The sequence below is a fragment of the Saccharopolyspora sp. MMCC62 genome, from assembly GCF_057736575.1.
This window is the reverse complement of sequence record NZ_JBYKCM010000013.1, coordinates 1-12,941: the sequence shown is the minus strand read 5'-3', so window position 1 is coordinate 12,941 and position 12,941 is coordinate 1. Positions and strand designations below refer to the sequence as shown.

The window sequence follows — 12,941 nt, the reverse complement described above, 5'->3', positions numbered from 1 at the left end:
GCGGCTCGGTGCCGCGCCGGCGCGGCTGGTGCGCCAGGTCCGCGGATGCGGCGGGCACGGGTTCGGGACCGGTGCGGGCCGCCGGTGGGGGCGGCCCGCCGCCGGGTCACGGGGTGGGGCTGACCTGGATGTCGCCGCGGGCGATCGCGGCCTTGTAGGCGTCGGCGACCGCGGTGAGGTCGTCCACCTTCCCGCCGGAGGTGGAGTAGGTGACCGCGTCCATCGACAGGTCGAACTTCGGCGGCACCGCGGACAGATCGCCGCGCGCGACGGCCGCCACGTAGTCGAACACGGCGAGGTCGATCCGCTTCAGCATCGAGGTGATGATCACGTCCTTGTACTGCGCCACGGTCGGCTGCACGTACTGGTCGGAGTCCACGCCGACGGCCATCGCGTCCGCCCCGGCCACGGCCGCGAACACGCCCTTACCGGAGGCACCGGCCGCGTGGTAGATCACGTCGGCCCCGGCGTCGAGCTGGCCCCGCGCCACCTCGGACCCCTTGTTCGGGTCCTGGAAGCCGGAGAAGTCCCCGGCCGGGGTGAGGTAGTCGGTCTGGATCCGCACGTCCGGCGCGGCGGCCTTCGCGCCCTGCTCGAACCCGGCCTGGAACTTCTGGATCAGCGGCGTCTCCACCCCGCCGACGAACCCGATGCTGCAGTTCCGGGACTTGTGCGCGGCGAGCACGCCCACCAGGAACGAGCCCTGCTCCTCGGCGAACACCAGCGAGGTGACGTTCGGGATGCCGTCGACCTTCTCGTCGATCAGCGCGAACTTCGTGCCCGGGAACTCGGGGGCGACGACCTTCACCGAGTCCGCGTAGGCGTAACCGACGGCGATGACCGGGTTGAAGCCCTCGCGCGCCAGCTGGCGCAGCCGGGTCTGCTTCGCGTCCTCCGGCTCACCGGCGGCGGCGTCGAGCTCCTTGGTCCGGGTGAGCCCCATCTCGGACTTCGCGCGCTCCAGCCCGGCGACGGTGGCGTCGTTGAACGACGCGTCGCCGCGGCCGCCGATGTCGAACGCCAGCCCGACCTGCATCCGGCTCGCGTCCGGCGCGGGTGCGTCGGCGCGCTCCGACGTGCTCACCGGCGCCGTCACCGCCGGTGGCTGCTCGGTGCGGCACGGCTGTCCCTCGACGGCGCCCCCGCCACCGCGGGCGTCCTTGGCGCAGCCCGACAGCGCCAGCACCCCCGCCAGCGTCACCGCGGTCAGCGCGGCGCCGGAACGCCGCCACCCCGCCCCGTACCCCTTGGACGAGCCGGCCGTTAGCCGCATCGCCGTTCCCCTTTCGACAACCCCGCCGCACAGCTCCGCGCCCCGGTGACCGCTCCGGATCGGAGCGAATCGCGGGGCGCGGACCGCGGCCCGTTCCCCTTCCGGGGAATGCGGGCCGATACGCAGCACACGTCCGGTGACGTGGCTCTCGAAATTAAGGCTTGACCCTGCTGCTTGCGTATTGCCCCGGTGTCACGAGTTGATTTCTACATCGATCCACCAGGTAGCGGCCTTTGTCTGGTCGATCACACAGAGCACAGGCGAGTAGGCCGCACGGATGGTGCAGGTCTAGCATCCGAGACGTCCAGGCCTTGTTCAGGTGGCCGGTGACGGGCGTACGAATGACGACGACTCGGACCGGTCGTCATGTTCCCGAACGGGCCGTCAGTCCACCAGCGACGTTGGAGGCCTTCCACCATGGCCAGCACCACCGCCTCCGCGGCGGAGGCCCCCCAGCGCGAGGGCAACCCTCGTGCCAAGGGATCCCTCTACCGCGGTGACTTGGGCATGTGGTCGTGGGTAGCGCACCGGATCACGGGCGTGCTCACATTCTTCTTCTTGTTCGTGCACGTGTTGGACACCGCTCTCGTGCGGGTATCGCCCGAGGCGTACGACACGGTCATCGAAACCTACAAAAGCCCGATCATGATCCTGTTCGAACTGGGTCTGCTCGCGGCGGTGCTGTTCCACGCGTTCAACGGCATCCGCGTCATGCTGGTCGACTTCTGGTCGAACGGGCCGAAATACCAGAAGCCGATGCTCTGGACCGTTCTGGTGGTGTGGCTGGTGCTGATCGTGCCCGCCGCCATCAGCATGCTCACGCGCGCCGTCACGGAACTGTTCGGGGGGCACTGACCCATGACCACCATCGACGCGCCGCTGTCGGTCGACAAGCCGCGGTCCCCGCACCGCCCGGCCGCTCGCCGCAGCAACTTCGAGCTCTACAGCTGGCTGTTCATGCGCCTGTCGGGCGTGCTGCTGCTGTTCCTGGTCCTCGGGCACATGCTGATCATGCTGTTCCTGGACGGCGGGGTGCACCGGGTCAACTTCGCGTTCGTCGCGGGCCGCTGGGCCTCCCCGTTCTGGCAGTTCTGGGACCTGACGATGCTGTGGCTGGCCGGCCTGCACGGCGGCAACGGGCTGCGCACCGTGATCAACGACTACTCCCGCAAGGACGCCACCCGGTTCTGGCTGAAGATGCTGCTGTACGTCTCGGTCCTGCTCACGGTCGGTCTGGGCACCTTCGTGCTCTTCACCTTCGACCCGAACATCGGCTGACGACACAGCGCAGGCTTCGAGGCCCCGCGAGCAGCGGACGGCCTCGCCAGCGGCCCTAGGAGGCGACCATGCAACACCACAAGTACGACGTGGTCATCGTCGGCGCAGGCGGCGCCGGGATGCGCGCGGCGATCGAGTCGGGCCAGCGCGCCCGCACCGCCGTGCTGACGAAGCTCTACCCCACCCGCTCCCACACCGGCGCGGCGCAGGGCGGCATGTGCGCCGCCCTCGCCAACGTCGAGGAGGACAACTGGGAGTGGCACACCTTCGACACCATCAAGGGCGGCGACTACCTCGTCGACCAGGACGCCGCCGAGATCATGGCCAAGGAGGCCATCGACTCGGTGCTCGACCTGGAGAAGATGGGGCTGCCGTTCAACCGGACGCCCGAAGGCAAGATCGACCAGCGCCGGTTCGGCGGCCACACCCGCGACCACGGCAAGTCCCCGGTGCGCCGGGCCTGCTACGCCGCGGACCGCACCGGCCACATGATCCTGCAGACGCTGTACCAGAACTGCATCAAGCACGGCGTGGAGTTCTTCAACGAGTTCTACGTCCTCGACGTCACGATGAGCGAGGGCGAGGACGGCGAGCAGGTCTGCACCGGCGCGGTGGCCTACGAGCTCGCCACCGGTGAGATCCACGTGTTCGAGGCGAAGGCCGTCGTGTTCGCCACCGGCGGTTTCGGCAAGGTCTTCAAGACGACGTCCAACGCGCACACCCTCACCGGTGACGGCATGGGCATCATCTACCGCAAGGGCCTGCCGCTGGAGGACATGGAGTTCTACCAGTTCCACCCGACCGGCCTGGCCGGGCTGGGCATCCTCATCTCGGAGGCGGTCCGCGGCGAGGGCGGCATCCTGCGCAACGCCGACGGCGAGCGGTTCATGGAGCGCTACGCCCCGACGATCAAGGACCTGGCGCCGCGCGACATCGTCGCCCGCTCCATGGCCCTGGAGGTGCTGGAAGGCCGCGGCGCGGGCCCGAACAAGGACTACGTGCTGCTCGACGTCACGCACCTCGGCGCGGACGTGCTGGAGCAGAAGCTGCCGGACATCACCGAGTTCTCCCGCACCTACCTGGGCGTGGAGCCGACCACCGAGCCGGTGCCGGTGTACCCGACCGCGCACTACGCGATGGGCGGCATCCCCACCAACATCACCGGTGAGGTGCTGCGGGACAACGAGCACACCGTGCCCGGCCTCTACGCCGCGGGCGAGTGCGCGTGCGTGTCGGTGCACGGCTCGAACCGGCTCGGCACGAACTCGCTGCTGGACATCAACGTGTTCGGCCGCCGCGCGGGCATCGCCGCCGCGGAGTACGCCAACGCGCACGAGCACGTGGAGATCCCGGAGGAGCCCACCAAGCTCGTCGAGGGCATGGTCGAGCACCTGCGCACCGCGCACGGCGGGGAGCGGGTCGCCACGATCCGCACCGAGCTGCAGGAGACGATGGATGCCAACGCCTCGGTGTACCGCACCGAGGAGACGCTGAAGCAGGCGCTGTCGGACGTGCAGTCGCTCAAGGAGCGCTACGGCCGGATCGCGGTGCACGACAAGGGCAAGCGGTTCAACTCGGACCTGCTGGAGGCCATCGAGCTCGGCTTCCTGCTGGACCTGGCCGAGTCGCTGGTGAACGCGGCGCTGGCGCGCAAGGAGTCCCGCGGCGGGCACGCCCGCGAGGACTACACCGCCCGCGACGACACCAACTTCATGCGCCACAGCATGTCGTACAAGCAGCTGCCCGACGCCGAGGATCCGAACGCGCCGCTGGGACTGACCGGCTTCCAGTCCGACATCCGGTTGGACTACAAGCCCGTCGTCGTGACCCGGTACCAGCCGATGGAGCGTAAGTACTGATGACCGCAACCGTGACGAACACCGAACAGACCACCGACCTGCCGTCGGACGCCCCGCCCATCCCCGAGGGCGCCACGATGGTCACGGTCAAGATCCAGCGGTTCAACCCGGAGGTCGACGAGGACCTGCACTGGGAGTCCTTCCGGATCCCGGCGCTGCCCAGCGACCGCGTGCTGAACCTGCTGCACTACATCAAGTGGTACGTGGACGGCTCGCTGACGTTCCGCCGCTCCTGCGCGCACGGCGTCTGCGGTTCGGACGCGATGCGCATCAACGGCGTGAACCGCCTGGCCTGCAAGGTCCTGATGAAGGACCTGCTGGCCAAGAACGGCGAGACGACGATCACCGTCGAGCCGATCAAGGGCCTGCCGGTGCACAAGGACCTGCTGGTCGACATGGAACCGTTCTTCGAGGCCTACCGGGCGATCAAGCCCTACCTGGTCACCTCGGGCAACGAGCCGACCCGCGAGCGCACCCAGTCCGTCGCCGAGCGCGCGCGCTTCGACGACACCACCAAGTGCATCCTGTGCGCGGCCTGCACCACGTCCTGCCCGGTGTACTGGTCGGAGGGCTCCTACTTCGGGCCCGCCGCGATCGTCAACGCGCACCGGTTCATCTTCGACAGCCGCGACGAGGCCGCCGAGGAGCGCCTGGACATCCTCAACGACGTGGACGGCGTGTGGCGCTGCCGCACCACGTTCAACTGCACGGACGCCTGCCCCCGTGGCATCCAGGTCACCAAGGCGATCCAAGAGGTCAAGCGGGCCTTGATGTTCCGCCGCCGCTGACCCCGGCACGAACACCGCGAAGCGCCCGCCCCCGGCCCAGGGGGCGGGCGCTTCCGCGTTCCACCTGGCAGACAACGCCGGATCACCGAACCCGGCACGCTGAGTGACGATCATGCGTATTCTGTGATCATGTCCCAGGTCCCCGACACCACCCGCTTCGCGGAGGCGGCCGTCCGCCACTACCGGGATGCCGAGCTGCTCCTTGGGAGGCAACGGGTCGCGAACGCTGATCACCTGGCAGGGATCGCTGCGGAATGCGCGCTGAAAGCGATCCTCATCGGCCACCTCGGCGGTGTTCTCCACGGCGACCGCCCGAAGCATCCGGCAGAACCGAAGGCGACCTACGGACATTTGCCCGGGTTGTGGCACGAATTGAGCCTGCTCCCCGCGGGCCGGACCGGCGGCGCCTTCCACCAGGCGATCTCCGCCGCCAACCCGTTCGAGCACTGGACCGTCTTCGAGCGCTATTCGGACGGCGCCCACATCGACGCCGCGCGCGCTGATGCCCATCTCGCGGAGGCGCGGAAGTTACTCTCCTTCCACCAGCAGGCCCAGATCAACGGAGTGCTCCCGTGACGCCCATCCGCTTCGACGACGCATGGCGGAACGCCGGCCGGGTCGCGGAGGACGTCATCCGCACCGGCCTGGACGTCGTCCTGGTCCGCGATCTCGCGGGCCGGATCACGCTGGTGCTCGACGACACCGGCGAGGCGGCGCTCCCCGACGGGCTGGAGGCCGGGTTCCGCGACGCGACCGGCGCCTTCGCCTCCGGACAACCGGTGCTGCTCGCCTCCGCGCTGTTCGCGCCGGAGGCGGTGCTCGACGCCCCCGACCTGATCGCCCGGACCGAACGCGCTGCGGGGCGTGGGAGGTTCGCCGTCCTCGAACGCACCGTCGTCGGCGCCGACTGGGCACGTCCCAGGGCCGAACCTCCGCTCCGACGGATCACGCTCTACGGCTTCAAGGGCGGGGTCGGGCGTTCCACGGCGACGTTCATGCTCGCCAAGGACTTGGCCGCCCGCGGTCTGTGCGTGCTGGTGGCGGACCTCGACCTGGAGTCCCCCGGGGTCGGCGAGCTGCTCCAGCGACCGGACGGCAGAGCGCCGCACGGCCTCGTCGATCACCTCGTCGAAGCCGCCGTCGGCAACGAGGACGGCCTCGACCTCGTCAGCCGCAGCGAGGTGGTCCGGCCTCCCGGCAACGGCGAGGTGTGGCTGCTGGCAGCCGACGGGGGTGACCCGGCGAAACGCGACTACCTGGCCAAGCTCAACCGGATCTACGCGGAGCTCCCGGACGGCGGGAACGGCGCCTCCCGCACCCTGGCCGACCGCATCGAGGCGGCGCTGCTCGCGGCGGAGCAGCAGGTCGCCGAGCGCAGCCGGGAACCGGACGTCGTCCTGCTCGACAGCAGGGCCGGGATCCACGACATCGCGGCGATCGCGATCACGCGGCTCAGCAGCCTGAGCCTGCTGTTCGCCAACGACAACCCGCACACCTGGGCCGGGTACCGAATGCTGTTCGAGCAATGGCGGCAGCTCCCGCCGGAACTTCGCGGGGACGTCCGGCAGCGGTTGAAGATGGTCGCCGCGATGGTGCCGTCCGCATCGGCGCCCGAGCGGTTGGAGCGCTTCCGGGACCACGCCCAGCAGTGCTTCGCGGACACCCTGTACGACGACACCTCCCCGGAGGACGAAGACGCGTTCAACTTCGGTCCGGACGACGAGGACGCGCCGCACTTCCCGCTACCGATCCTGTTCTCCCACGACCTCGTCGGCATCGACCACGCCGACGCCCCGGACTGGCACGACCAACCGTTCATCAAGGCCGCTTACGAGCGGTTCCTCCCCGAAGCAGGCGCTCTCGCCGTGGAAGAGCAGGAATGAGCCTCACCCCGCACCAATACCGCGAGCTGCTGGCGGCGATGCCGTCCACGGCGGATGCGGACACGAGCCCGATCGACCCCCGGACGCTCTTCACCCCGCCGGGGCATCGGCTGTCGTTGGACCCGGACGTGACCGTGGTGAAGGGTGGGCGCGGGGTCGGCAAGTCGGTGTGGTTCCAGGCTCTGCAGAAGGACGAACTGCGCGAGCTGGCGGCCGAGGAGTACCGCCTCCCGCAGTTGCGGCGACTCGTTCCGCACGCCGGGTACGGCGCTGCGCTGCGCCCGTCCAGCTATCCCGACGCGGACACCATCGCGGCCTTGCTCGCCAACGGTGCCGAACCGCGGGACCTCTGGTACGCCGTGGTCCTGAACGCGCTGGAAGTGCGAGAAGTGCAGGACTTGGAGAAGTGGTCTCAACGAGTCGACTGGGTGAAGGACAACCCGGAGGACCGCGCGGCCGCCCTCGCTCGGGCCGACCAGCACGCCGAAGGCGCGGGACGGACCGAACTGATCATGTTCGACGCGCTGGAGCGCACGCACAACAAGCGCTCCGCGGCAGATCGGCTCGCCACCGCGATACTCCAGGTCGCGTTGGAACTGCGGCTGATGACGCGGCATCTGCGGGCGAAGGTCTTCATCCGCCCCGACATGCTGAACAACCTCTCGCTCAGCTTCGCCGATTCCTCGAAGCTCATCTCGAACGCCGCCGAACTCACCTGGTACCGGAGCAACCTGTACGGGCTGTTCTTCCACCAACTCGGGAACGCCGACAGCGACCACGCGGCGGCATTCCGCGCCGCCACCGGACGTTGGCGGAACGCGCAGCACCGCTACGTGGCGCCCGAGGCGCTGATCGGTGATGAGCCGAAGCAGAACGAGACCTTCATCGCGATCGCCGGGCCGTACATGGGGCAGAACCACCGGAAGGGGCATACCTACACCTGGCTGCCCAACCACCTCGCCGACGGCACGGACCAGATCAGCCCGCGCAGCTTCCTGGACGCGTTGCGCCGGGCCGGGGAGAGTTCGGCGGCGCGACACGCCGGCTACGAGCACGCCCTGCACTGGGAAGCGATCAAAAAGGGCGTGCAGTCGGCGTCCGAGACCCGGGTGGGCGAGTTGACCGAGGACATCTCGTGGGTGCCTGTGACCATCACCCCGCTGGCGGGGAAGCAGGTTCCCATACCGCAAGCCGATGTCATCTCGCGGTGGAACGAAGTAGGCCTTTCGGAACGCCTCGCCGAACACCAGCGAACGCACGCCGGGGAGCAGGGCAAGGACGGCTCGAAGCAGCAGGTGTCCACGGGACCCCGGAATCACCAACCGGAGAGCCTGATCGAAGAGCTCATCGCGCTGGGCGTGATGAAGCGACGTGCCACCGGCATGCTCGACGTGCCGGACATCTACCGCATCAACTTCGACCTCGGTCGCAAGGGAGGAGTCCCTCGAATCAAGTCGAACTGACCCGGGCGCTTCCGCGTTCGCGGGTCAGGTGCGGGGGCTGGTGAAGCGTTCGTGACCGACGACGTTGAGGAGTTCCAGCTTGGCGTGGCCGTCGCTGCCGGGGGCCGCGGTGAGCACCAGCAGCGCCTGGGCGTGGTCCTCGGTGAACAGCACCTGGCAGTCCACCTCGATGGCGCCGACCTCGGGGTGCAGCAGCGTCTTGTGGTCCGCGAAGCGCTTGGCCACCTCGTGGCGCCGCCACAGCTCGGCGAACTCGGGGCTCTTGCGCAGCAGCGCCCGCACCACGTCACCGGCGGCGGAGGCGTCGCCCAGCATCCCGTAGGCGACCCGCAGGTTCGCGACCTGCGCACGGCTCTGCCGGTCCCGGTCGGCCTCCGGGTACATGCGGCGTTCGTGCTCCGGTTCGGTGAACCAGCGGTAGACCTCGCTGCGGGCCAGCCCCACGTAACCGGAGCGGTCCCCGAGCAGGGCGCAGGCCATCCGGTTCTGCACCAGCGTCTCCCCCAGCGCGGACAGGATCAGCGCGGGCGTGTCGTCCAGCCGGTCCAGCACCCGCAGCAGCGCCGGGGCCACGTGCGCCGACGCCAGGACCCGCCGCGGGGCGTTGTGCCCGGCCACCTGGAACAGGTAGTCCCGCTCGTCGTCGCTGAGCCGCAGCGCCCTGGCCAGCGCCGTCAGCAGCTGCGCGCTCGGGTGCGGGCCGCGGCGCTGCTCCAGCCGCGTGTAGTAGTCGGTGGACATGCCGGCCAGCGACGCCACCTCCTCCCGGCGCAGCCCGGGCGTGCGCCTGCGGGCGCCCGGGGGCAGGCCCACGTCGGCGGGGCGCAGCGCCTCCCGGCGGCGGGACAGGAAGGTGGCGAGTGCGGGTCGGTCCATGCCACCAGCATGAACCCGGCCGCGGGCACCGACCAGGGACCGCCGATCCCCCGATAACCGATCTCTGCACGTGGCGGGGGCACCGTCCCAGACTCGTGGCATGCACATCAGCGGAAACACCCTCTTCATCCCCGGCGCCACCAGCGGCATCGGCCTGGCCCTCGCCCTGCGCTTCCACGAGAAGGGCAACACCGTCATCGTCGGCGGCAGGCGCGAGGAGCTCCTCGCGCAGATCGCCGCCGAGCACCCCGGCATCGACACCCAGCGGATCGACACGCTCGACCCGGCGAGCATCCGCGACGCGTCGGCCGCGGTGCTGGAGCGCCACCCCGATCTGAACGTGCTCGTCCCGATGGCGGGCATCATGCGCGCCGAGAACTGGCGGGACCCCGCCGGGTTCCTCGAATCGGCGAAGGACGTCATCGCCACCAACGTGCTCGGGCCGATCCGGCTCATCGCCGAGTTCATCGAGCACCTGCAGCGGCAGCCGGACGCGACCGTGCTCACCGTGACCTCCGGGCTGGCGTTCACCCCGCTGCGCGTGACGCCCAGCTACAACGCCTCGAAGGCCGCGATCCACATGCTCACCGAATCGCTGCGGCTGCAGCTGAGGGGCACCAGCGTGCGGCTGCAGGAGCTGGCGCCGCCGGCGGTGCAGACCGACCTGATGCCCGGGCACCGGGAGAGCTCGCACGCGATGCCGCTGGACGAGTTCATCGACGAGGTGATGGCGCTGCTGGAAGCCGACCCCGAGGCGCGGGAGATCCTCGTCGAGCGGGTCAAGTTCCTGCGCTACTCCGAGGTCCGCGGCGAGTTCGACCAAGTGGTGGCCGCCCTCGACGCCGCCGACCCGCACGGCGACGCGGCCTGACCGGAACCGGAACGACCTGCTGGAGGAGAAGACATGCCGTTCGCGAACCTGAAAGTGCCCGCCGGAACCCTCGACGCCGAGCAGAAGGAACGGCTCGTGCACCGCGTCACCGACCTGTACGCCGAAGTCTTCGGCGAAGGGGCCCGAGCCACCACGCTCGTGCTCGTGGAGGACGTCGCCGACGGCGGCTGGGGCATCGGCGGGAACGTGCTGACGCTGGCCGCGCTGCAGGGCGGGACCGCGCCGGACGCCGGGTAGGGCGCGCCGGAGGCTCAGCCGCGGGTCGCGCGGAACGCGCGCCAGCCGAGCACGCCGATCGCGGTGCCCAGCACCAGCGACACCGCGGCGATCACGAAGTGCACGTAGAGGAACGGCGTCGGGGAACCGGCCTGCCAGGAGTTCTCGCTCACCCAGATGTTGCGGAAGAACGTGGGCCACAGCAGCCACGACCACACGCCGAAGGCGAGCAGGAACAGGGCGGTACGGCGGGAGAACGTCACGGGGGCAGTATCACCCCGCGCCCGGCGGCCCGGTCCGACGCCCACCTCGCAAGTGGCCCAGCTCTCGGCCGGCCCGAGCTCGGGTGTGCTGGCGCTCGGGTGGTCCGGCGCTCGAATGTCCCGGCGCTCGAATGTCCCGGCGCTCGAATGTCCCGGCGCTCGGATGACCCGGGCTCGAATGACCCGGGCTCGAATGACCCGGCACTCGCGTGATCCGGCGCTCGGATGACTCGGGCGCTCGGATGATCCGGCGCTCGGGCACCCGGGTGCTGAACATCCGTCCCGGGCACCCGACTCCCGGATGCTCCGCGCCGCTCCGGGCCCCGCGGCTCCAGGTGAACGGCCCGCTCGCCCACTCCCACGGGGCGAAGGGGCCATTCACCCGGCGGGAATTACCGATCTCGGGCGGCGGGGTGAGGTGGATGCCCGTCGGCGGTGGAGCCGATGCGGGCGCGCCCCACCTCGGCGCGCGGCACTCGTCGCGGGACTTCCGGTGGACCGGGGGTGGGGTCGGCAGCGGGTTCGCTAGCCTGAGCCCGTGCCCGCGAGAGCTCACCACCCGGTCGCCCCGGTCCGCACGATCCACCCGTTTCCCCCGAGAAATCCGGCATTCGCACCGAATGCCGCGGGCGTGCGGCGCACCGCGGGCAGGCTCGCCGCCGCCGGGTGCGCGGCGCTCGTGCTGCTCGGGCTGGCGCCGCTGAGCGCGGCCGCGCAGGAACCGGCGGGGTGTGCCGGAGCCGCACCACCACCCGCCGTCGACACCTCCGAGGTCCCCGCTCCGGGCGATCCCGTTCCGGAACCGCTGCCGGTCCCGGACGAGCCGGTCGGCGGCGAACGGCTCGGCGAGTGCGGCGAGATCAACGCGCCCGGCGCACCGCCGGCCGCGCTGGACCCGATCGCCTCCCAGTCGTGGGTGCTGGCGGACCTGGACACCGGGGAGGTGCTCGCGGCCCGCGATCCGCACGCCCGGCACCGGCCCGCGTCCACCATCAAGGTGCTGACCGCGCTGGTCGCGATCCGCGAGCTCGACATGGCCGACACGATCGTGGTCACCCAGGACGACGCCGACCAGGAGGGCAGCCGGGTCGGGCTCGAACCCGGTGCCACCTACCGCGTCGAGCAGGTGCTGGCCGGGCTGATCATGCAGTCCGGCAACGACGCGGCGCACGCGCTCGCCCGGAAGCTCGGCGGCATCGACGAGACGGTGCGGAAGATGAACGCGCTCGCCGACGAGCTCGGCGCGCACGACACCCGCGCCGCCACCCCGTCCGGCCTGGACGGGCCCGGGATGGCGACGTCCGCCTACGACCTGGCGCTGATCTTCCGGGAGGCCATGCGGCACCCCGAGTTCTCGCACGCCGAATCGGTCCGCGAGACCACGCTGCCCGGCAAGCCCGGCGGCCCGCCGCTGCCGGTGGAGAGCGACAACGCGGTGCTGTGGAACTACCCGGGCGCGCTCGGCGGCAAGACCGGTTTCACCGACGACGCCCGGCACACCTTCATCGCCGCCGCCGAACGCGACGGCAGGCGGCTGGTGGCGGTGCTGATGCGCGGCGAGAACAAGCCGGTGCGGCAGTCGAAGTTCACCATGCAGCTGCTCGACCACGGCTTCTCGCTGCCGCCGGGCACGTCCGTCGGCGAGCTGGTCACCGAACCGGAACCGTCCGAAGAGGACTCGGCACCCGCCGCGCAGGCCGCCACCGACGGGGAGCTGCCGAACTCGCCGATGTTCGGCACCGTCGGGGTACCGCTGACGGCGCTGGCGGTGCTGGTGATCATCGCCGCCGGGGTGTTCGCGGTGCTGCGCAGGCGCCGCGCCGCGGCCCGCCGCGCGGCGAACCGCGGACCGGACCACCCCTGACCGAGTTGATCACTCGGATGGGCTAGGTAGTACTCGGGTAATCGCACCGGTTCGCCGAGAAGCGGAACCCGGCATTCTCGTTGGTAGGAGTCGAGCGGCGGGTGGTCCCGGAAGACGCAGCTCGGACCGCCCGGACGGTGCTGCCCCGAGCCGGTCGCCGACTCCGGCCCCGTGCGGTGGCCCCCGCACGGGGCGCGGGGCCCCCCGCCCCCCCCCCCCCCCCGCCCGGGGGGGCCCCCCCCCCCCCCCGTGGGCGGGGGGGCGCGGGGGCCGCCGGCGCGGCCGC

At 70.7% G+C, this 12,941-nt stretch carries 13 protein-coding genes; 10 read left to right on the top strand and 3 right to left on the bottom strand.

The features are described 5' to 3' along the window. Positions 1 to 106 precede the first annotated feature (106 nt). A complete protein-coding gene (locus AC29IT_RS25300; RefSeq protein WP_488220340.1) occupies positions 107 to 1,273 on the bottom strand; it encodes a BMP family lipoprotein in 1,167 nt (388 codons plus the stop codon). A 417-nt stretch (positions 1,274 to 1,690) separates the two neighbouring features. Between AC29IT_RS25300 and sdhC the strand changes: the two genes are divergently transcribed. The 7 genes from sdhC to AC29IT_RS25265 all read left to right on the top strand — a co-directional run bounded on the left by sdhC (position 1,691) and on the right by AC29IT_RS25265 (position 8,544). After that, the gene (sdhC, locus tag AC29IT_RS25295) at positions 1,691 to 2,128 is read left to right on the top strand and encodes a succinate dehydrogenase, cytochrome b556 subunit (RefSeq protein ID WP_224955935.1); all 438 of its coding nucleotides are present in this window, start codon (positions 1,691 to 1,693) and stop codon (positions 2,126 to 2,128) included. 3 nt (positions 2,129 to 2,131) lie between these two features. Continuing rightward, positions 2,132 to 2,551 carry a succinate dehydrogenase hydrophobic membrane anchor subunit gene (locus AC29IT_RS25290; protein WP_224955936.1) on the top strand — a complete coding sequence of 140 codons (420 nt, stop codon included), beginning with the start codon at positions 2,132 to 2,134 and terminating at the stop codon, positions 2,549 to 2,551. 68 nt (positions 2,552 to 2,619) lie between these two features. Next, positions 2,620 to 4,410, top strand: a complete 1,791-nt coding sequence (gene sdhA, locus AC29IT_RS25285) for a succinate dehydrogenase flavoprotein subunit (protein ID WP_358439243.1) — start codon at positions 2,620 to 2,622, stop codon at positions 4,408 to 4,410. Beyond that, positions 4,410 to 5,198: a succinate dehydrogenase iron-sulfur subunit gene (locus AC29IT_RS25280; RefSeq protein WP_224955938.1), complete on the top strand. Its 789-nt coding sequence runs from the start codon at positions 4,410 to 4,412 to the stop codon at positions 5,196 to 5,198. The genes sdhA and AC29IT_RS25280 overlap by 1 nt, the downstream gene beginning before the upstream one ends. A 129-nt stretch (positions 5,199 to 5,327) precedes the next feature. Beyond that, entirely contained in the window at positions 5,328 to 5,774 is a 447-nt protein-coding gene (locus AC29IT_RS25275; protein WP_358439246.1) for a hypothetical protein, read from the top strand. Next, complete coding sequence (locus tag AC29IT_RS25270; protein WP_488220339.1) at positions 5,771 to 7,081, top strand: KGGVGR-motif variant AAA ATPase; 1,311 nt, start codon at positions 5,771 to 5,773, stop codon at positions 7,079 to 7,081. The genes AC29IT_RS25275 and AC29IT_RS25270 overlap by 4 nt, the downstream gene beginning before the upstream one ends. Then, on the top strand, positions 7,078 to 8,544 hold the full coding sequence (locus AC29IT_RS25265; protein WP_488220338.1) for a hypothetical protein: 1,467 nt from the start codon (positions 7,078 to 7,080) through the stop codon (positions 8,542 to 8,544). Before AC29IT_RS25270 ends, AC29IT_RS25265 begins: the two co-directional genes overlap by 4 nt. A 24-nt stretch (positions 8,545 to 8,568) precedes the next feature. On the opposite strand, the gene AC29IT_RS25260 is transcribed toward AC29IT_RS25265, so the two are convergent. Beyond that, positions 8,569 to 9,420, bottom strand: coding sequence for a helix-turn-helix transcriptional regulator (locus AC29IT_RS25260; protein ID WP_488220337.1), 852 nt, complete (start codon positions 9,418 to 9,420; stop codon positions 8,569 to 8,571). Positions 9,421 to 9,520: 100 nt separating this feature from the next. Here AC29IT_RS25260 and AC29IT_RS25255 point away from each other — a divergent pair, with 100 nt between their 5' ends. Beyond that, the gene (locus AC29IT_RS25255; protein WP_488220336.1) at positions 9,521 to 10,291 is read left to right on the top strand and encodes an SDR family oxidoreductase; all 771 of its coding nucleotides are present in this window, start codon (positions 9,521 to 9,523) and stop codon (positions 10,289 to 10,291) included. Between the two features lie 33 nt (positions 10,292 to 10,324). Further along, positions 10,325 to 10,549 carry a tautomerase family protein gene (locus AC29IT_RS25250; RefSeq protein WP_488220335.1) on the top strand — a complete coding sequence of 75 codons (225 nt, stop codon included), beginning with the start codon at positions 10,325 to 10,327 and terminating at the stop codon, positions 10,547 to 10,549. 14 nt (positions 10,550 to 10,563) lie between these two features. Here AC29IT_RS25250 and AC29IT_RS25245 read toward each other — a convergent pair whose 3' ends face one another. Further along, the gene (locus tag AC29IT_RS25245) at positions 10,564 to 10,791 is read right to left on the bottom strand and encodes an SCO4848 family membrane protein (RefSeq protein ID WP_358439263.1); all 228 of its coding nucleotides are present in this window, start codon (positions 10,789 to 10,791) and stop codon (positions 10,564 to 10,566) included. Between the two features lie 631 nt (positions 10,792 to 11,422). Between AC29IT_RS25245 and AC29IT_RS25240 the strand changes: the two genes are divergently transcribed. Then, a complete protein-coding gene (locus AC29IT_RS25240; protein ID WP_488220334.1) occupies positions 11,423 to 12,655 on the top strand; it encodes a D-alanyl-D-alanine carboxypeptidase family protein in 1,233 nt (410 codons plus the stop codon). Positions 12,656 to 12,941 lie beyond the last annotated feature (286 nt).

Excerpts from the sequence above, each read along its gene's own strand:
- AC29IT_RS25280 (WP_224955938.1), top strand. The coding sequence starts at position 4,410 with ATGACCGCAACCGTGACGAACACCGAACAGACCACCGACCTGCCGTCG.
- AC29IT_RS25265 (WP_488220338.1), top strand. The coding sequence starts at position 7,078 with ATGAGCCTCACCCCGCACCAATACCGCGAGCTGCTGGCGGCGATGCCG.
- AC29IT_RS25275 (WP_358439246.1), top strand. The coding sequence starts at position 5,328 with ATGTCCCAGGTCCCCGACACCACCCGCTTCGCGGAGGCGGCCGTCCGC.
- AC29IT_RS25250 (WP_488220335.1), top strand. The coding sequence starts at position 10,325 with ATGCCGTTCGCGAACCTGAAAGTGCCCGCCGGAACCCTCGACGCCGAG.
- sdhC (WP_224955935.1), top strand. The coding sequence starts at position 1,691 with ATGGCCAGCACCACCGCCTCCGCGGCGGAGGCCCCCCAGCGCGAGGGC.
- sdhA (WP_358439243.1), top strand. The coding sequence starts at position 2,620 with ATGCAACACCACAAGTACGACGTGGTCATCGTCGGCGCAGGCGGCGCC.
- AC29IT_RS25290 (WP_224955936.1), top strand. The coding sequence starts at position 2,132 with ATGACCACCATCGACGCGCCGCTGTCGGTCGACAAGCCGCGGTCCCCG.
- AC29IT_RS25300 (WP_488220340.1), bottom strand. The coding sequence starts at position 1,273 with ATGCGGCTAACGGCCGGCTCGTCCAAGGGGTACGGGGCGGGGTGGCGG.
- AC29IT_RS25260 (WP_488220337.1), bottom strand. The coding sequence starts at position 9,420 with ATGGACCGACCCGCACTCGCCACCTTCCTGTCCCGCCGCCGGGAGGCG.
- AC29IT_RS25255 (WP_488220336.1), top strand. The coding sequence starts at position 9,521 with ATGCACATCAGCGGAAACACCCTCTTCATCCCCGGCGCCACCAGCGGC.